General features: G+C 47.3%; 16 protein-coding genes. 8 read left to right on the top strand and 8 right to left on the bottom strand.

The window, feature by feature from the left end; genetic code table 11:
- Positions 1-12 precede the first annotated feature (12 nt).
- Positions 13-225: a DUF896 domain-containing protein gene (locus Q9M42_RS11740; RefSeq protein ID WP_322526655.1), complete on the top strand. Its 213-nt coding sequence runs from the start codon at positions 13-15 to the stop codon at positions 223-225.
- Positions 226-281: 56 nt separating this feature from the next.
- Here Q9M42_RS11740 and Q9M42_RS11735 read toward each other — a convergent pair whose 3' ends face one another.
- On the bottom strand, positions 282-1,484 hold the full coding sequence (locus Q9M42_RS11735) for a Bcr/CflA family efflux MFS transporter (protein ID WP_322526654.1): 1,203 nt from the start codon (positions 1,482-1,484) through the stop codon (positions 282-284).
- A 158-nt stretch (positions 1,485-1,642) separates the two neighbouring features.
- Positions 1,643-2,023 (bottom strand): DUF1516 family protein, encoded by a 381-nt coding sequence (locus Q9M42_RS15550; RefSeq protein WP_369698795.1) that lies wholly within the window; start codon positions 2,021-2,023, stop codon positions 1,643-1,645.
- Positions 2,024-2,200: 177 nt separating this feature from the next.
- Here Q9M42_RS15550 and Q9M42_RS11730 point away from each other — a divergent pair, with 177 nt between their 5' ends.
- On the top strand, positions 2,201-4,381 hold the full coding sequence (locus tag Q9M42_RS11730; protein WP_322526653.1) for a malate synthase G: 2,181 nt from the start codon (positions 2,201-2,203) through the stop codon (positions 4,379-4,381).
- Between the two features lie 147 nt (positions 4,382-4,528).
- Here Q9M42_RS11730 and Q9M42_RS11725 read toward each other — a convergent pair whose 3' ends face one another.
- Entirely contained in the window at positions 4,529-4,663 is a 135-nt protein-coding gene (locus Q9M42_RS11725) for a YhfH family protein (protein ID WP_143030971.1), read from the bottom strand.
- A gap of 30 nt (positions 4,664-4,693) precedes the next feature.
- Entirely contained in the window at positions 4,694-5,977 is a 1,284-nt protein-coding gene (gene aceA, locus Q9M42_RS11720) for an isocitrate lyase (protein ID WP_322526652.1), read from the bottom strand.
- A 443-nt stretch (positions 5,978-6,420) separates the two neighbouring features.
- Between aceA and Q9M42_RS11715 the strand changes: the two genes are divergently transcribed.
- Both Q9M42_RS11715 and Q9M42_RS11710 read left to right on the top strand, forming a co-directional pair.
- Positions 6,421-7,995, top strand: coding sequence for a BCCT family transporter (locus Q9M42_RS11715; protein ID WP_322526651.1), 1,575 nt, complete (start codon positions 6,421-6,423; stop codon positions 7,993-7,995).
- A gap of 134 nt (positions 7,996-8,129) precedes the next feature.
- Positions 8,130-9,179, top strand: a complete 1,050-nt coding sequence (locus tag Q9M42_RS11710; RefSeq protein ID WP_322526650.1) for an EAL domain-containing protein — start codon at positions 8,130-8,132, stop codon at positions 9,177-9,179.
- A 94-nt stretch (positions 9,180-9,273) separates the two neighbouring features.
- Here the strand turns inward: Q9M42_RS11710 and Q9M42_RS11705 are convergent, their stop codons facing one another.
- Positions 9,274-10,881: an L-lactate permease gene (locus tag Q9M42_RS11705; protein WP_322526649.1), complete on the bottom strand. Its 1,608-nt coding sequence runs from the start codon at positions 10,879-10,881 to the stop codon at positions 9,274-9,276.
- A 330-nt stretch (positions 10,882-11,211) separates the two neighbouring features.
- On the opposite strand from Q9M42_RS11705, the gene Q9M42_RS11700 reads away from it, so the two are divergent.
- From Q9M42_RS11700 to Q9M42_RS11690, 3 genes are all read left to right on the top strand, one after another.
- Positions 11,212-12,417: an ornithine--oxo-acid transaminase gene (locus Q9M42_RS11700; protein ID WP_322526648.1), complete on the top strand. Its 1,206-nt coding sequence runs from the start codon at positions 11,212-11,214 to the stop codon at positions 12,415-12,417.
- 17 nt (positions 12,418-12,434) lie between these two features.
- On the top strand, positions 12,435-13,982 hold the full coding sequence (gene pruA / locus Q9M42_RS11695) for an L-glutamate gamma-semialdehyde dehydrogenase (RefSeq protein ID WP_322526647.1): 1,548 nt from the start codon (positions 12,435-12,437) through the stop codon (positions 13,980-13,982).
- Positions 13,983-14,158: 176 nt separating this feature from the next.
- Positions 14,159-15,388: a dicarboxylate/amino acid:cation symporter gene (locus Q9M42_RS11690; RefSeq protein WP_322526646.1), complete on the top strand. Its 1,230-nt coding sequence runs from the start codon at positions 14,159-14,161 to the stop codon at positions 15,386-15,388.
- Between the two features lie 38 nt (positions 15,389-15,426).
- On the opposite strand, the gene Q9M42_RS11685 is transcribed toward Q9M42_RS11690, so the two are convergent.
- Positions 15,427-15,750, bottom strand: a complete 324-nt coding sequence (locus Q9M42_RS11685; RefSeq protein ID WP_322526645.1) for a 2Fe-2S iron-sulfur cluster-binding protein — start codon at positions 15,748-15,750, stop codon at positions 15,427-15,429.
- Between the two features lie 106 nt (positions 15,751-15,856).
- On the bottom strand, positions 15,857-16,447 hold the full coding sequence (locus tag Q9M42_RS11680) for a protein-L-isoaspartate(D-aspartate) O-methyltransferase (protein ID WP_322526644.1): 591 nt from the start codon (positions 16,445-16,447) through the stop codon (positions 15,857-15,859).
- Between the two features lie 202 nt (positions 16,448-16,649).
- Here Q9M42_RS11680 and trxA point away from each other — a divergent pair, with 202 nt between their 5' ends.
- Positions 16,650-16,964 carry a thioredoxin gene (gene trxA / locus Q9M42_RS11675; protein ID WP_322526643.1) on the top strand — a complete coding sequence of 105 codons (315 nt, stop codon included), beginning with the start codon at positions 16,650-16,652 and terminating at the stop codon, positions 16,962-16,964.
- 51 nt (positions 16,965-17,015) lie between these two features.
- Here the strand turns inward: trxA and Q9M42_RS11670 are convergent, their stop codons facing one another.
- Complete coding sequence (locus tag Q9M42_RS11670; protein ID WP_322526642.1) at positions 17,016-17,978, bottom strand: bile acid:sodium symporter family protein; 963 nt, start codon at positions 17,976-17,978, stop codon at positions 17,016-17,018.
- Positions 17,979-18,047 lie beyond the last annotated feature (69 nt).

The following is an 18,047-nucleotide window of genomic DNA, read 5'->3' as shown; positions in this document are numbered from 1 at the left end:
AGGGGAATTCACATGATCGCAACGCTTCCTCGCATTAATGAACTGGCGAGAAAAAAGGTGAATCAGGGACTGACCGTACAAGAGCAGCAGGAGCAAAAGCAGCTTCGTGAAGAGTACCTTCAGATGATCCGCGGATCGATGGAAGCGACTCTGCTTACCACCACCGTGCAGGACCCGGAAGGTAACGATGTAACACCGGATAAATTAAAAAACATTCAATCCTAAAAGATCCCTGATATAAAAAGCCGGCACGCTAAATAAAACAGCGTGCCGGCTTAATTTTATTCTCTTTGCGGACGTTCACTGAGTGTACTGAAGGCGGTCAATCCAAAGACAGTCGTAATGAACATAATAAATCCCATCGGAACAGCCGTTGTTTCATCAATACCGGCAAGCGGGGAAACTATCGAGCCAATCAAGAGCGGAAGCATGCCGAGCAGCGCGCTTGCACTCCCTGCCCGGTGGCCCTGTTTGGCAATCGCCAGTGTAAACGAGCTTGTCAGCACCATGCCCATCGCTGTCATATAAATGAAAATAGGAATGACAAGCAGCGCAAGCGGTCCTTCAATGATTGTCATCACAAGAAGAAAAGTACTCGCGCTTACCGCCGTGATCACCGCCGTGCGCAGCAGTTTGCGTTCAGCGATAATGCCTGCCAGCCGGCCAATTAAAAAGCTGCCGGTGATAATCGCCAGACCGTTGATGCCAAATAACACACTGAATACCTGAGCAGAAACGCCGTAGATCTCCTGGTAAACAAACGGAGTGCCGGAAACATAAGCAAAGCTGCCGCCATGCACGAAACCAAGCGTTAAAGCATAGCCTATAAAAGAACGATCCTTCCACAAATCCCCAATGGTGCGAATCGTATATTTGAGTGAACTCGGCGTCCTTCTTTCCTCCGGAAGGGTCTCCTCGAGCCGAAATCCAATCGTAACGACAATAGCAAGCCCAACGACCGCAAGAAAAAGAAAAATTGTCGACCAGTCCGAAAATGGCAGAAGCAAAATAGCTCCCCCAATCATTGGTGCTGCCATCGGGGCGATGGCGTTAATAACCATTAATAAGGAAAAAAACTTTGTCAGCTCCCTGCCGCTGAAAATATCCCTTACCACTGCCCGTGAAACAACAATGCCGGCTGAAGCGGTTAAACCCTGCAGCAGCCTCGCAGCAATCAATATGTATATATTCGGTGCGATTGCACAAATAAACGAGGCAGCCGCAAACAACGTGATAGAAACCAGCAGCGGCTTTCTCCTTCCCTTCGCATCACTAATCGGCCCGACAATCACCTGGCCAACTGCAAGCCCTACAAGACAGGCAGTTAAACTAAGCTGCACCATCGAAGCACGGGCGTTCAAATCTGCCGCTATTCCCGGGAAGCTTGGCAGGTACATATCAATATTGAGCGGTCCAAGGATGGCAAGCATACTAAGAATCAACGCCAGACCGATCCGCTCTTTTCCTTTAGGATTTTGAATCATATATAAGGAACACCTTTCTGCTTGAAATAACCTCGCATTCGCATGCAATTTTACATTTTCTGCATACGTTAGTTATTCTATCCCGTTTCGCTGCCCATGTACACCTCATTTCGCTATCAACTCTCAAGTGTCATCATAAGATCTGATCATTTCTGATTTTACTCCATAACGGAGATTCCCACGGGAAACACTACGCCTAATACGATCGTGAACACAATCATAAAATACGTTAGAAAAGCGAACCTTGGGCGGTGTTCATTGCCAATAATATGATTGAGATGAATTTCCATAAAAATAAGAGTTAACAGTCCTGAAGCAGCTTTTAAAAATATTGCCGGAAAATCTGGCGTCAGCCCTATAAGCAGCCCACCAGAGATTAGTCCTGGCAAATATGCGCCCCGGAGTGTGTAATGTAATCCTAAAGCAAATTTGTTTCTTCCCGTCTGGTAAAAAATATTCGCAGAAACGAATAATACGAGCAGGAGGACTATCAATGAAAGGTGAGCCGTAACGAGGAATTGCACTATTTGCGGAGTCATTTTCTCTTCCTTTCTTAACTTTAATTCACAATGCTTCCACTATACTAAAGAAAATTTCGTTTGACGAAGTTTGAAATTTTATATAACAGTATTGATATTTGTATAACTGTTATAATACAATGGTATTATATCCTGGGAGCAGCTTCTTCTGTTCCCTTACTTTGAAGGAGGAATAGTATGACGACGTATCGATCAGCAGGCAGCCTTCATGTGCACCCTTCTTTATATCAATTTATTAACGAAGAAGTGCTGCCCGGCTCCGGATTGGAACAAAAACAATTTTGGCAGGACTTCGGACAGATTGTTCACGATTTGACTCCTGAAAACGAAGTTCTTCTGCACACGAGAGATAACCTGCAGAATCAGATTCACGAATGGCACCAGGCTCATTCACGATGGGATCCGGATCAGTACCGGACATTTCTCGAAAGCATCGGCTACCTTGAACCAGGGCCGGATGATTTTCAAATTGCCACTGAGCAAACGGACGAAGAAATATCCATGCAGGCTGGACCGCAGCTTGTTGTGCCTATCAGTAACGAACGCTTTGCCATTAACGCTGCTAATGCCCGTTGGGGGAGTCTTTACGACTCTTTATATGGAAGCGATATCATCAATGAAGAAGGTGGGGCTGAGCAGCAGAAAGCCTATAACCCTGTACGCGGAGAAAAAGTTGTGGCTTATGCCAAACAATTTTTAGATGAATACTTTCCTCTGCAGAGCCATTCCCACAAGAGCGCCACCAGCTACTCGATCGAAAACGGCCGCCTCGAAGTTTCTTTTCAGGATGGCAGCAAGGATCAGCTTCGATACCCTGAACAATTTTCAGGTTACCAGGGAGCGAGTGCCCAACCGGTAGCTGTTCTTTTAAAGCATCACCGGCTGCACATCGAAATTCAAATTGATTACGGCCACCCGATTGGCAGGACCGATCCGGCCGGGGTAAAGGATGTAGTCGTCGAGTCTGCACTTACGACAATTATGGATTGCGAGGATTCTGTAGCTGCTGTAGATGCTGAAGATAAAACACTGGTTTACCGTAACTGGCTCGGTCTCATTAAAGGAGATATCAACGCCCAGTTTCAAAAAGGCGATAAAACAGTGACACGCATTATGAATCCGGACCGCAGCTACACGTCTCCTGCAGGCGAAGAATTTACTCTGTCAGGCCGTTCTCTGATGCTGAACCGGAACGTCGGTCATTTGATGACAACCGACGCCATATTAAATGAAAAGGAAGAAGAAATTCCTGAAGGTATTATGGACGGTGTTATTACAAGCCTTATCGCCAAACATGACCTGCTTGGGAACGGAAAATACAGGAACTCCAGCGAAGGTTCCATCTATATTGTAAAGCCAAAAATGCACGGTTCCAAAGAAGCTGCCTTTGCAGACAAACTGTTCGACCGTATTGAAGACATGCTCCACCTGGAACGCCATACCTTGAAAATAGGCGTTATGGACGAAGAACGAAGAACAACGATTAACCTGAAAGCATGCATCAAGGAAGTAAAAGACCGGGTAATGTTCATTAACACAGGCTTTCTAGACCGGACCGGGGATGAAATTCACACCTCCATGGAGGCAGGACCAATGATCCGAAAAGGCGAAATGAAAACCTCTGCCTGGCTCGAAAGCTACGAAAAATCAAACGTACAGACTGGACTTGCCACCGGCTTCGAACAGCGTGCCCAGATCGGTAAAGGTATGTGGGCGATGCCCGAGCAGCTGGCAGCGATGATGGACCAGAAAGACGGACAGTTAAAAGCCGGGGCTTCCACCGCCTGGGTGCCGTCACCAACAGCCGCCACGCTGCATGCTCTCCATTATCACCAGGTCGATGTCCCGGAGGTTCAAAAAGATTTAAAGCAGATATCTGAATCCCATCTTGATTCTATTTTAACTATACCCACTGCCACTAGTGCCGACTGGTCATCCGCCGAGGTACAGGAAGAGCTCGATAATAACGCTCAGGGCATTCTTGGATATGTTGTACGCTGGGTCGAGCTTGGCATCGGGTGCTCTAAAGTGCCCGACATCAACAATGTCGCCCTTATGGAAGACCGGGCAACGCTTCGCATCTCCAGCCAGCATATTGCCAACTGGCTTCACCATCACATTTGCTCCAGGCAGCAGGTAATGGATACATTCAAACGAATGGCCGCTGTTGTGGATGAACAAAATGCCCATGACCCCGAATACCGCCCGATGAGCCCGGATTTTGAACAGTCAACCGCCTTTCAGGCCGCATGCGATCTGGTGTTCCATGGGTACAATCAGCCAAACGGCTATACCGAGCCTATCCTGCATAGACGCCGCAGAGAAGCTAAGAATCGTTTAAAAGCAGAGACCAAATAACTTCTTTCCCTCTGCCTCAGGCCTTCCACTCTATGGAAAGCCTGAGGCTCTTTTTTGTCCCCGCCTTCAATTACTTCTTTTACATATGTATACAGCAAAAAAGCCGGTGCCCTGCTGTAACGCGGGGCACCGGCCGTATCTTTTCTTTTATTCTTCAGTTTTACTTAAGCAGTGATCACACTGGATCATTGGTGTTTCCTGATGCTCTGTCATTTCGCCGCCGCAGTCGCTGCAAATCATTGTCGGCATTTCGCTTTGATACTCCATCGTCGTTTCTCTCATTGGAAAAACCTCCTTATGATTTTTTAATACTTACCTGCTGAACTGGCTTGATTCTGTCGATCCCTTCATCGCTGTTGTGGATGATTTTCCGCTTGAGATGGTAGTTGCTACCTGGTCGAAGTATCCTGTACCAACCTCACGCTGGTGGCGCGTTGCCGTGTAGCCATGGTCTTCGTTGGCAAATTCTTTTTGCTGAAGCTCGGAATAAGCACCCATGCCGCGCTCCTTATAGCCGCCAGCGAGTTCAAACATGCTGTTGTTAAGAGCATGGAAGCCGGCCAGAGTAACAAATTGGAACTTATATCCCATCTCACCCAGCCGTTCCTGGAAGGTTTCAATTTCCTCGTCATTCAGCTTCGCTTTCCAATTAAAGGAAGGCGAGCAGTTATAGGCAAGCATTTTCCCCGGGAATTTTTCGTGAATCGCATCTGCAAATTTTTGTGCTTCCTCAAGGTTTGGTTCAGAGGTTTCGCACCAGACAAGATCGGCGTACGGTGCATAAGCAAGACCTCTTGCAATCGCCTGGTCCAGCCCGTTATTTGTACGGTAAAAGCCTTCCTCGGTCCGTTCGTTGCTTCGGATAAATGAGTGATCATAGGCGTCAATATCACTTGTAAGCAGATCGGCCGCATTTGCATCGGTTCTGGCTACAATAATTGTCGGCACTCCCATTACGTCTGCTGCGAGTCTTGCCGAAATGAGATTCTGGATAGCGGTACTCGTTGGTATCAATACCTTTCCGCCCAGGTGGCCGCATTTCTTTTCAGAGGCAAGCTGGTCTTCAAAATGAACACCGGCGGCTCCCGCTTCGATCATCGATTTAGTTAATTCGAACACGTTCAGACGTCCGCCAAAGCCTGCTTCCCCATCGGCTACGATTGGAGCAAAAAAGTTTGTTTCATCATTTCCTTCAAGATGCTCAATCTGATCGGCCCGCTGCAGCGCCTGGTTGATACGCTGTACTACATGCGGAACGCTGTTGGCAGGATATAAGCTTTGATCTGGATACATATGGCCAGAGAGGTTGGCGTCAGCGGCAACCTGCCATCCGCTTAAATAAATCGCTTTCAATCCTGCTTTCACCTGCTGCACGGCCTGATTGCCGGTAAGTGCCCCAAGCGCCCGTACGAACGGATCCTCCTGCATTAAATTCCAAAGACGATTCGCCCCCATATCAGCGAGTGTATACTCTACTTTAATTGAACCGCGAAGCTTCAATACATCCTCTGCTGAATACGGGCGTGTAATTCCTTTCCACCGTTCCTCGTTCTCCCAGGCTTCTTCCATCTGCTTTACATCTTCTTGACGAATCATATGTCTCTCTCCTTTTTCTTCAGATTAAACAAATTTGAAATACAGCTGCGTTTTCTGTTATAGTACAATTTGTTTTGTTGAGACTATATTATAACAGTATTTAATTTTCGTCAACTGTTTTATAATAATTTTTTGAAATTTTTATTTACCTTTGTATTAAAGGTTCACGACGCCCTATTTAAATGAGTTCTCTTTTTTAACTAATATCTATTAGTTAAATATCCTCTGTATTAATACAGAGGAAGGCTTTTTCTTAAGAAGAAGGCTTTTACCTTAAAGCCTGCAGGTTTCGAGAAGCTTACAGGCTTTTTCATTGACGAAATCAACTGGTTCTACTATGATATGTTCTTTGTGTCGGGCTGCTGAAAATCGATTTTCTTGCCCTGGCGTTTCTCTTGCCGCATAAACCTTTACTACATATATAAAAGAAAGTAGGAATATTTGTGTCTTCACAACCCCCGAATCATTGGAAAAACAATGACTGGCCGGTCACGCTTCTAAGCGGTGGACTGTTGATTTTATTTGTTGTTTTTTCTCTAATTAATGCAGGAGCTGTCGGACAGTTTGTCACGACCACCTTTAACTGGGCTGTTGCCTTTTTTGGCGCTTTTTGGCAGATTCTTTTACTTGCCACTTTCTTCATCGGACTCTACCTCGGCTTTTCGAAATACGGACGTGTACGCCTTGGCAATTTAGCAGAACCGGAATTCAGCTATTTTAAATGGCTTTCCATCATTATGTGTACCCTACTGGCCGGCGGCGGGGTTTTCTGGGCCGCCGCGGAGCCTATTTATCATTTTATGGACCTTCCACCGGTATTCTCCGGGTTGGAAAGCAGTTCCTCCGAAGCAATACAGCCCGCGCTCGCTCAAAGCTTTCTACACTGGGGATTTCTCGCCTGGGCTATCCTTGGAACACTTAGTACCATAGTGTTAATGCATGCTCATTATGATAAAGGCATGCCTCTTCGTCCGCGGACGCTTCTTTATCCGGTCTTCGGCGAAAAAATCGCTGTTCACAGTCCGCTTGGTACTGTCGTCGACGTGTGTTCAATCGTTTCGGTCGCTGCCGGTACGATCGGTCCTATTGGCTTTTTAGGCACCCAGGCAGGCTATGGTTTTGAGACCCTCATGGGGATCCCTAACAATTATCCGACACAGTTTATGATTATTGCCGGCCTTGTAACTGTTGCTTCTATATCCGCCGTTCCTGGTATTCATAAAGGAATTCAGCTTTTGAGCCGGTTCAATGTATGGTTTACGATTGTTCTGATTTTATTTATATTGCTTATTGGCCCGGGTGGCTTCATTTTAGATGCCTTTATCTCTTCGTTCGGGGTTTATACGCAGGAATTTGCACAGATGAGCAGCTTTCGCGGAAACAATGAGTGGCTCGGTTTATGGACGATCTTTTTCTGGGGATGGTTTTTAGGCTATGGACCGATGATGGCCATTTTCATTACGAGAATTTCCCGCGGAAGAACGATCCGGCAGCTGATCCTCGCTGTGGCTATTATCGCTCCTCTTGTCACAAACTTCTGGTTTACCATCGTTGGCGGCACGGGCATCTTTTATGAATTAAACAACCCGGGCTCGGTTTCAGATGCCCTGTTTGAATCGGGCATGCCTGCTTCGATGATGGCAATCGTGCAGCAGCTGCCGCTCGGAACATTTATCGCTTTCTGTTTTCTATTAGTTACTATTCTTTTTGTTGTGACTACGACGGATTCTATGTCCTACACGATTTCAATTGTAGTCAGTGACAGCGAAGAGCCGCATTCTGCCATTCGTGTTTTCTGGGTGGTTATTATGGGAGCCGTGGCTGCCTGCCTGTTGTTTATCGGTGAAGGCAGCGTGGACGCCCTGCAGTCATTTATTGTAGTTACCGCCGTTCCCGTCTCCCTTATTCTGCTGCCAACGCTCTGGCTCGCACCGAAAGCAGCCAAAGCAATGGCGCAAAAACAGGGAATTACAGCATCCTCTTCCATAAATAGTGAAATAAAAAAAGAAGCACAATAATGTGCGCAGAGAAAGGGACAAATCCTTTTCTCTGCTTTTTTATGTTTTTTTCAACAATTTCTGTCGGAATCCGATAAAATAGAGAGAACATAAAGCTATATAAGCGTACGTTTTGAATAGGAGGACCTAAGATCATGAATCAATGCTCCAGCTGCACAGCACTGCCTGATTTGGAATCTTCCGGGTATCTGTTGTTCACTCATACAACCTTCAGTGTGCTCCGTGAGCTTCATTATCACATGCTCCAAAACGGTTACAATTCCTACACTCAGGATAATACGCTTCATTATTACTATTCTGCTGTTCAGACACTCGGCCCTTTTCTGGATTTCATTGAACGCACCCTCCCCGGAGACCCGGTCGAGTTAAAGGGCACCTGGACAGGTAAAGATCAACAGACTCATGCGAACATGATTAATTTCCACCAGCTGAAGGAGCGGATTTCCCGCCCCTCGTTTATGACTGTCATCAATAATGAGCAGTTCACTCACCACATGCAGCCGATTATTCAATTGAACACCGGTGAAGTAATGGGATACGAGTTTCTCATGCGCCCGCAGGCAGACGCTGCTCCGTTCCGGCCGGATCAGCTGTTTTCATTTTCCCAGCAGAGCGGTCTGCAGTCGCTTTTAGACAACCGGGCACGCATTGCGTCTATTAAAACCAGTGCCAAATATCTAAAGCCCGGCACTAAACGATTTATTAACTTTCTGCCCTCTTCAATCTATGATCCGGATCACTGTCTGCTTTCTACATTTGCTATAGCCAGAAGCTGCGGGATTTCTACGAAGGATCTTGTGTTTGAAGTGGTGGAGACAGAAAAATTTGATGATCTCGAACACCTGCTCCGTATTTTTCAAACCTTTCAATCGTATGGTGTACGTGTTGCTTTAGATGATCTTGGATCCGGCTACTCGACGATTGATGTTATGGAGGAGCTGCAGCCGCATTACGTAAAAATCGATCGTTCACTTGTCGACCATTGCGATCAGGACATTAAAAAGCAGCAGCGGCTGGAAAAAATCGTTTCACGCGCGGGCAGCTACGGTATTATTACGCTCGCCGAGGGAATTGAGCGTTCTGAAGAATTAAACTGTGTGCGCGAACTTGGATTTGACCTGGCCCAGGGGTACCTGATCGGAAAACCAAAGGCAGTACCTGAATCCCCTTCGATTTTAGATTAATCAGAATAAACCTGTTTATTGCCCGGGAAATAAAAAGAACCGACGCTGAAAAAGCCGGTCCTTTTTGCTATATTTTTTATCCTCTCAATCTATTTTAATGAATAAATAAACTCAAACCAAACGTCCACAGGCAGACGAATAACAGAAGGTACAGGCTGTATTTGAGCGTCATTTTCATTAATTGCCCTTCCTTACCTGTCTGTCCCACAGCGGCAGTCGCAATGGCAATGGACTGCGGCGAGATCAGCTTCGCCATTACGCCTCCTGCTGTGTTGGCAGCTACCAGCAGAGCCCCATCAACACCGACTCCCGCAGCAGCTGTCGTTTGAATAGAGGCAAACAGCGTATTATTATTTACGACCGACCCTGTCATAAACACTCCAATCCAGCCAAGCACCGGTGAGAGGAAAGGAAAAATATTCCCTGTCATAGCTGCTGCTTCCCCCATAGCCATCGTTAGTCCTCCATAGGTGGCAAGCTTAGCTACTGCAAGAATGGCACAAATAGTGACAATTGGCAGCCACAGCTCTTTTAATGTCTGCATTAATTCTGCATGCGCCCTGGACCAGTTCATGTTTTTGGCAAACAACACTGTCACAAGCACCGCCAGCAAAATCGCTGTACCTGTAGCCCCGATAAAGTTCAGGTTAAATACAATTCCCTGGCCCGCTGAGCTGCTGTACGTTCCCGGCAGAATAAAGCCAAGCACCGCTGGGGAAAGCATCCCGCTTTCTTCAAAAAGTGCTTTAAATCCCGGAAAGCTCCATATCATGATAAAGATCGTCAGCAGATAAAACGGCGACCAGGCAAACACTACCGTTCTCCACGACCCTTTCGCTTTCGGTTCAGCTCGCACATACTCTTTACCATCGAGGCGGAAAATGTTGGCCGGTTGCCAGAACCGCTGGAGAATGGCAAGAGCCCCCATCGCTGCCAGGGAAGGAATAATATTGGCAAGCTCAGGACCAGCAGTAACCGTAATCACTGCCTGAAGCACCGTATATGTTACAGCTGTTACCAGGATTGCCGGAAGAGTTTCTTTGATACCCTTTAACCCATCCAGAAGAAATATCAGTAAAAACGGAATGCTGAAGTTCACTAGCGGAAGCGTGAGTGCAGTCATCTGCGACACGTCCATTGCAGTGATGCCTTCAAGCTGAAGTGTATCAATAATACCTACAGGCACCCCGATGGCTCCAAAAGCTCCGGCTGCGCCGTTGGCAATCAGACAAAGCATAGCTGCCTGAAGCGGCTGAAACCCGAGCTGAACGAGCAGCACGGCACAAATAGCTATCGGTACTCCAAACCCTGCAGCGCCTTCCAGAAAGGCATTAAAACAAAAACCTATTAATAATAATTGCACCCGCTGATCTGCGGAAATCGAAGCGATGCTGTTTTGGATCGTATGAAATTTTCCTGATGCGACCGATACCTTGTACAGCCAGACAGCCATGATAATAATATAGCCGATCGGAAACAGCCCCTGCACAATTCCTTCTGTCACTGCCCCGCCGCTTTGAGCAAGAGGCAGGCCAAAAACTCCCATTGCTATTACAAAAGTAACGCCGAGCGTAAGCAAAGCGGCATAGATGCCTTTCATTTTGAACAGTGTCAGGCATACCAGAAACAATAAAATTGGCACTGCAGCTGCCAGAGCAGAAAAAACAATATTTTGAAACGGATCGTACGTTTCCACAAACATGAAAATCCCTTCCTTCTCTCCATCTCTATATGTGAATTATTTCACATATAGAGCATAACCCAGACAAGTTACTGGCACAATGAATTTGTGAATATTTTCACAAAAAGTTCTAAATTAAAATTTATTCTTTATTTCACCCAGTATTCGGTTTTTTCTGTTTGTAATTAAAGCACTTTAATTTTCAAAAGAGTGCAAAAAAATTAATCACTGCATGCAAAATTTTTTTCCTCTCCTCTCTCTTTCACCAGCCGCTTCCTACTGTAGACGCCTTCTGAAGTTGGCACAGTTCTTGCAACTTTTACAGTAACCTTACTTTAGGAGAGGGTATGCATGACAGAAACAATGTCTTCGAGTCAGATCATCGATCAAAACGATAAACACGGTGCCCGGAATTACATCCCGCTTCCCGTTGTTATTACTGAAGCGGAGGGTATATGGGTGAAGGATCCGGAAGGCCGTTCCTATATTGACATGCTGAGTGCATACTCCGCTGTTAATCAGGGCCACCGCCACCCCAAAATTATACAGGCCCTGAAAGATCAGGCTGACCGGGTGACGCTTACCTCCCGAGCATTTCATAATGATCAGCTTGCTCCTTTTTATGACAAAGTGTCAGCCTTAACTAACAAGAACATGGTACTCCCCATGAATACCGGGGCAGAAGCAGTAGAAACAGCAGTCAAAGCGATTCGCCGCTGGGGCTACGAAAAGAAAGGTATTCCGGAAGGGCGCGCAGAAATTATTGCATGCGAAGGAAACTTTCATGGACGTACGATGAGCGCTGTCTCCCTTTCTTCGGAAGAGGAATACAAACGGGGCTTTGGCCCGATGCTCCCGGGTATTAAAATCGTACCGTACGGGGATCTCAAGGCGCTCGAAAAAGCTATTACCCCTCATACAGCTGGATTTTTAGTTGAGCCCATTCAGGGGGAAGCCGGAATTATAATACCCCCTGAAGGGTTTTTGCAGCAGGCGTACGAGCTGTGCCGGGCCCATCAGGTGCTGTTTGCCGCTGATGAAATTCAATCCGGCCTCGGGCGCGCTGGTAAAATGTTCGCATGCGACTGGGACGGGGTTGCTCCTGATATATATATTCTTGGAAAAGCACTGGGCGGCGGCGTTTTTCCCATATCATGCGTAGCTGCTGATGAGGATATCCTTGGTGTTTTCACCCCGGGCTCCCATGGATCTACATTCGGCGGCAATCCCCTCGCCTGTGCAGTGGCGGTAGCTTCTCTTGACGTGATCGAAGAGCAGCAGCTTGCCTCCCGTTCACTTGAACTCGGAGAGCATTTTAAAAACAGGCTTGCCTCTATCACAAACCCTCATATTAAAGAGGTACGGGGCAGAGGGCTGTTTATAGGCGTCGAACTAGATATTCCGGCGCGGGCCTGCTGTGAGCAGCTAAAAGACAAAGGAATTCTCTGTAAAGAAACACACGATACTGTTATCCGCTTCGCCCCGCCGCTCGTTATTTCACAGCAGGATCTGGACTGGGCGGCTGAACGAATTGAAGAAGTGCTTACTGAACTTTAATAATAGGAGGCTTTCAAATGTATACAGCGTACCGTCATGAACCTTTTACCGATTTTACGGATGAAAAGAACCGAAAAGAATTTGCAGAGGCAATCAAAGAAGTTGAAAAAAACCTTGGCCAGGACTACCCGCTGATTATTGGCGGTGAGCGGATTATCACCGGGGAAAAGCTTGTTTCCATCAACCCTGCCAATAAAAAGGAAGTCGTCGGAAGTGTTTCTAAAGCCAACCCCGCATTAATTAATCAGGCTTTCGATGCCGCAAGCGAAGCGTTTCAGTCCTGGAGAACGACAAGTGCCGATGCCCGTGCGGAAGTCATGTTCCGGGCAGCCGCAAAAATGCGCCGGCGCAAGCATGAATTGTCGGCCACGCTCGTGAAAGAAGGCGGCAAGCCCTGGAAGGAAGCAGATGCCGATGTGGCCGAGGCTATCGACTTCGTCGAATATTATGCCCGCCAAATGCTCGAGCTGAAAAACGGCAAGGCTATTAACAGCCGGGAAGGAGAGTACAATCAGTATGTGTACCAGCCGCTCGGTGTGGCTGTTACGATTCCGCCATGGAATTTCGCCTGCGCGATCATGGTGGGAACGACCGTTGCTCCGCTGGTTACAGGCAACACCGTTTTATTAAAGCCGGCCGAGCCGACCCCTGTCATTGCCGCAAAGTTTGTTGACATTCTGATTGAATCCGGCGTCCCAGACGGCGTCATTAACTTCGTCCCCGGGGAGCCGGAAGAAATTGGCGACTATCTCGTGGATCACCCGAAAACAGCGCTTATCAGCTTCACCGGCTCCCGGGCTACCGGCACACGCATTTATAAAAAAGCGGCCGAGATTCAGGAAGGCCAGCAGCATTTGAAGCGGGTCATCGTTGAAATGGGTGGCAAAGATACGATTGTCGTCGACAGCGAAGCAGATCTTGACACCGCTGCTGAGGCCATCATCGCTTCCGCCTACGGATTTTCCGGCCAGAAATGCTCGGCAGGCTCCAGGGTCGTCGCTCACCAGGACGTGTACGACGACGTTCTGAGCAAAGTGGAAAAGCAGGCCAAAGCGTTATCCGTAGGGGATCCAACGTCCTATGACAACTATATGGGTCCTGTCGTCAACCAGAAAGCTTTTGATAAAATCACCGGCTATATTGATATCGGCAAAAAGGAAGGACGGCTTGTGGCCGGAGGAAAGAGCGACGACTCCAAAGGATACTTCATTGATCCGACCGTATTCGCCGATCTTGACCCGAAAGCACGCATTATGCAGGAGGAAATTTTCGGGCCGGTCGTTGCTTTTACGAAAGCATCCTCTTACGAAGAAGCCATTGATATTGCAAACAATACCGAATACGGCTTAACCGGGGCCGTCATCTCCAACAACATCGACCGGCTGGAATACGCCAAGCTTCATTTCCACGTGGGCAACCTGTATTTCAACCGTAACTGCACAGGCGCCATCGTCGGCTATCACCCATTTGGCGGCTTCAAAATGTCCGGAACCGATGCCAAAGCCGGCGGCCCGGACTACCTGATCCAGCACCTGCACCCAAAAACAATCAGCCAGATGCTTTAAAATTTCTGTTCATGCTGGCTGCGGCCTTTCCTAAGGAGTTTTTCCCATGTGGGAAGAACTCCTTTCTTTCGTTATCCCTCACAATGAGCGTTCATTTTGACAAGAATGCCTGTTTCCTTTATTTTTATAATGTTGATTAAACCGATAAGAATATATTAATTAAGGAGGTGCGGCTATTGAAACAAATGATCAAGCGTTACTTTGACGTGTCTCTGATTGCCAAAATCACAACTGCTCTTATTGCTGGTATCGCTGTAGGTTTTATTTTCGGAGAAGATGCCGCCGTGCTCGCCCCTATTGGCGATCTTATGCTTCGGCTGCTTCAGTTTATTATAGTTCCGTTAATTTTATTTACACTGATTGTCGGGGTTAACCAGACTACTATCGGCGGGCTTGGTCGGATGGGAGGCAAAGTATTCATTTATTATCTTCTTACATCCGCTGTAGCAATTGTAGTGGGCACATCAATCGCCAGCCTTTTTAACCCGGGCACCGGAACCACACTGGATGGAAGCGAAAGTTTTGAGACTCCTGATAATCCTGGAGTCACAGAGGTTATATTAAATATCGTTCCCGATAATATCGCCGTAGCCTTTACGGAGATGAATCTTCTGGGCATTATTTTTACCGCATTCGCTTTTGGCATTGCTTTAACTTATCTGCGTTCATCCTCGAGCTATAAGGAAATGGGCGAGCGGCTGTATCGCGGAGCAGAAGCCTTAAACGAACTTACGCTTACCGTCATGAAAGGTATTTTGCAGTTCATCCCCTTTGGCATCTTTGCTATTATCGCTGAGATGGTAGGCAGTCAGGGAGCAAATACGCTTCTCTCCCTCGGTAATTTTATAATCGTACTGTACGTTGCCCTTGCAGTACAGCTTGGCCTTTATATTGTCTTTCTTTTAGCCGCCAAAATTAATCTGGGCGACTTTTTCCGGGAAGCACGCACCCCGATGCTCACAGCCTTCGTCACCCAGAGCAGTTCAGGCACCCTTCCTCTCACGTTAAACGCTGCCCGTGACCTTGGATTAAAGCAGAGCCTCTATGGGTTCAGCCTGCCTCTCGGAGCGACGATTAACATGGACGGCGCCGCCATCAGGGTAGCTGTTTCCGCCGTTTTCGCAGCAAACGTCGTAGGCGAGCCGCTCAGCTTTGTGGCTATTCTCCAAATTGTAATTGTCGGCACACTGGCCACGGTCGGTACCGCCGGAGTTCCCGGAGCTGGTATTATTATGATTGCTACCGTTTTTGCCCAGGTCGGTCTCCCGATGGAAGCAGTAGCTCTTTTAACCGCTGTTGATGTACTTGTCGGCATGGGGGCAACAGCTTTAAATGTTACCGGAGACCTCGTCGGAACGAAGCTGATCAATAAAACAGAACAAACGAGCGAGACTCCCAAAAAATAAAAAAAGTCGCGGTCCTTCAAAGAGACCGCGGCTTTTTGTTAATCCACCGGGCGCCTTCCCGGCTCCATATCAGAATTGGAGACCGTCATGACTGGTGTTACCGTCAGGTCGGAATACACCCGGCTTTGACAGGAGAGCCTGATATTTTCATCAGTAATGTCTTTGTTTTCGAGAATCGCGGCTTCCGGAGCTTCCTTCGGCCCAAGTTTTCCTTCGTTTACTTCACACCTGCAGGTGGTGCACCTGGCATTTCCGCCGCAGCGGTGCAGAATATCAACACCATTGTCTTCAAGCGCAAGCACTAATTTTTTTCCTTCTTCCACTTCAAATGTACCGTAGCCTTTTACATTAACCGTTGGCATAGCGAACCTCCTCTTTGAAATAAAATGCATGTAAAGCGTAACACAGGAAAAACAGCGCGCCTAATTGTCCTTTAATCAACTGCCTCTTTAGGCCTTACGCATTTCCTCACGTTTCTTCGTCCTGCTCGAGCGGTACAAACGCTACATATTCGACTATAGAGGAGTTCACTTCTCCCTGGCTGTTTTTTTCTATAAGCAGCAGCTCCTGCCCCATTCGGCCACCTACCGGTACCATCATTTTCCCCGGCGCTGTCAGCTGTGCGACTAAGGACTGCGGCACAGTTTTTGCTGCTGCCGTTACTATAATACGGTCGTATGGCGCATGCTCCGCCCAGCCTTTACTGCCATCACCCAGCCGATAATTAATGTTCGTAAACCCTGCTTCCAGCAGACGCTCCTGTGCCCTTGCCTGCAGCGGTAAAATCCGTTCGACCGTATAGACCTGTTCAGCAAAAGCTGCTAATAGAGCTGTCTGGTAGCCGGAGCCCGTACCAATTTCGAGTACCCGAGAAGCGGGATCAATGTCCAGCTCCAGCGTCATTTTCAGTACAAGCGATGGCTGGGAGATGGTCTGTCCGTGCCCAATCGATAAAGCCTGATCCCAATTGGCAAGATTTTTGTCTGTATCCATATAAAAACTGCGGTCCATTGCCCGAAAGTAGCTTCGTATTTCTTTATCTCTGTCTTTTTTTGACATGGGTGGCCTCCTTTCTTCTTACGTTCCCGAATACATACTCTTTGAGGGCTTTCTTACTTATATTCTTTTCCCGCACGCTTCATTTTCCATTCCCCCTCTTGAAAAAATTGAATGATCCAAGCATACTTTTAGACAAATAGGGTTATTCGTACTACGATTACTCTATACTCGCAATGAAGCGAAATGAAGGAGGTACTCATCAATGGCTATTGTACACGTATCAGACCAGGACTTTTCCGAACAGATTTCCGAAGGTGTCGTTCTAACTGACTTTTGGGCACCTTGGTGCGGACCCTGCAAAATGATTGCTCCGGTTCTCGAAGAAATTAACGAAGAAATCGGCGACAATGTTAAAATTGCTAAATTAAACGTTGACGAAAATCAGGAAACTGCCGGTAAATACGGCGTTATGAGCATTCCAACACTCATGATTTTCAAGGACGGCGAAATGGTAGAACAAATCGTCGGCTTCCAGCCGAAGGATCAGCTCCAGGGTCTGCTTGAAAAACACATGTAATTTTTCGCTATTAAAAATCCCGCGCTCACTATGAGCACGGGATTTTTTCTCTTACTTATAGTGCTTCCATTCTTTTTCCTTCACAGCTTCTTCCTTCTGCTGGTTTTTTCTTCCCCACCAGGACACGAGCAGCGGCCCGGAGATATTATGCCAGACGGAAAAAATAGCGCTTGGAAGCGCAGCAAGCGGCGTGAAGTGAACCGTGGCCAGCTGGGTGCCAAGCCCGGAATTCTGCATTCCTACCTCAATCGATACTGCCCGCCGTTTTGTTTCGTCTAATCCCACCAGCTTCGCCGTTATATAGCCAAGGGCCAAACCAAAGCTGTTATGAAGCACAACCGCTGCAAAAACTAATAGTCCGGTTGCAGCAATGTTTTCCTGATTTGCTCCAACGACCCCGGCTACAATAGCAATAATTGCTACCATGGACACAATAGGAAGCGCCTGAACGCTTTTTTCCACTGTCTCTGGAAACAGCTGTTTAATAATTAAACCGAGCGCGATAGGTATAATAATAACCTGGAAAATGGATAAGAACATTGCCAGCGGGTCCACCGGCAGCCACTCATTTGCAAACACCAGTAGAGCAAACGGTGTCAGAAGAGGAGCTAGCAGTGTCGAAACTGTCGTCATAGCAACCGATACCGGAAGGTCCCCTTTGGCCAGATAAACCATAACGTTCGAGGCTGTCCCTCCCGGACATGCGCCTACAAGTACGAGACCTGCCGCTATTTCCGGCGGAAGCTGCAGAACCAGGGCAATGATAAAGGCCGCAAGCGGCATAATAACGAATTGCGCAATCACCCCGGTCAGCACCGGCAGCGGCTTTTTCGCCACAATACGGAAATCGGAAAGGTTCAGCGTAAGCCCCATGCCAAACATGATGATCCCGAGTAAAATAGTTATGTAGCCGGTAATTCCTACAAATACATCCGGCAGCAGATAAGCAATGAACGCAACCACTAACACAAAAACAGCAAAATATTTATTTACGAATATATTCAGACTGTTCATTCTCCCACCCCTTTATTTTCTCTAAATGACGAAATATTTAGCATTTTAACGCTATTGTACTAATATTTC

Origin of the sequence: Marinococcus luteus (assembly GCF_034497705.1) — a bacterium.
Lineage (GTDB): Bacteria > Bacillota > Bacilli > Bacillales > Marinococcaceae > Marinococcus > Marinococcus luteus_A.
This window is presented reverse-complemented; position numbering and strand designations above follow the sequence as displayed.

Excerpts from the sequence above, each read along its gene's own strand:
- Q9M42_RS11740 (WP_322526655.1), top strand. The coding sequence starts at position 13 with ATGATCGCAACGCTTCCTCGCATTAATGAACTGGCGAGAAAAAAGGTG.
- Q9M42_RS11705 (WP_322526649.1), bottom strand. The coding sequence starts at position 10,881 with ATGTTTGTGGAAACGTACGATCCGTTTCAAAATATTGTTTTTTCTGCT.
- Q9M42_RS11685 (WP_322526645.1), bottom strand. The coding sequence starts at position 15,750 with ATGCCAACGGTTAATGTAAAAGGCTACGGTACATTTGAAGTGGAAGAA.
- Q9M42_RS11725 (WP_143030971.1), bottom strand. The coding sequence starts at position 4,663 with ATGAGAGAAACGACGATGGAGTATCAAAGCGAAATGCCGACAATGATT.
- Q9M42_RS11730 (WP_322526653.1), top strand. The coding sequence starts at position 2,201 with ATGACGACGTATCGATCAGCAGGCAGCCTTCATGTGCACCCTTCTTTA.
- Q9M42_RS15550 (WP_369698795.1), bottom strand. The coding sequence starts at position 2,023 with ATGACTCCGCAAATAGTGCAATTCCTCGTTACGGCTCACCTTTCATTG.
- Q9M42_RS11710 (WP_322526650.1), top strand. The coding sequence starts at position 8,130 with ATGAATCAATGCTCCAGCTGCACAGCACTGCCTGATTTGGAATCTTCC.
- trxA (WP_322526643.1), top strand. The coding sequence starts at position 16,650 with ATGGCTATTGTACACGTATCAGACCAGGACTTTTCCGAACAGATTTCC.
- Q9M42_RS11680 (WP_322526644.1), bottom strand. The coding sequence starts at position 16,447 with ATGTCAAAAAAAGACAGAGATAAAGAAATACGAAGCTACTTTCGGGCA.
- Q9M42_RS11735 (WP_322526654.1), bottom strand. The coding sequence starts at position 1,484 with ATGATTCAAAATCCTAAAGGAAAAGAGCGGATCGGTCTGGCGTTGATT.
- pruA (WP_322526647.1), top strand. The coding sequence starts at position 12,435 with ATGTATACAGCGTACCGTCATGAACCTTTTACCGATTTTACGGATGAA.
- aceA (WP_322526652.1), bottom strand. The coding sequence starts at position 5,977 with ATGATTCGTCAAGAAGATGTAAAGCAGATGGAAGAAGCCTGGGAGAAC.
- Q9M42_RS11700 (WP_322526648.1), top strand. The coding sequence starts at position 11,212 with ATGACAGAAACAATGTCTTCGAGTCAGATCATCGATCAAAACGATAAA.
- Q9M42_RS11670 (WP_322526642.1), bottom strand. The coding sequence starts at position 17,978 with ATGAACAGTCTGAATATATTCGTAAATAAATATTTTGCTGTTTTTGTG.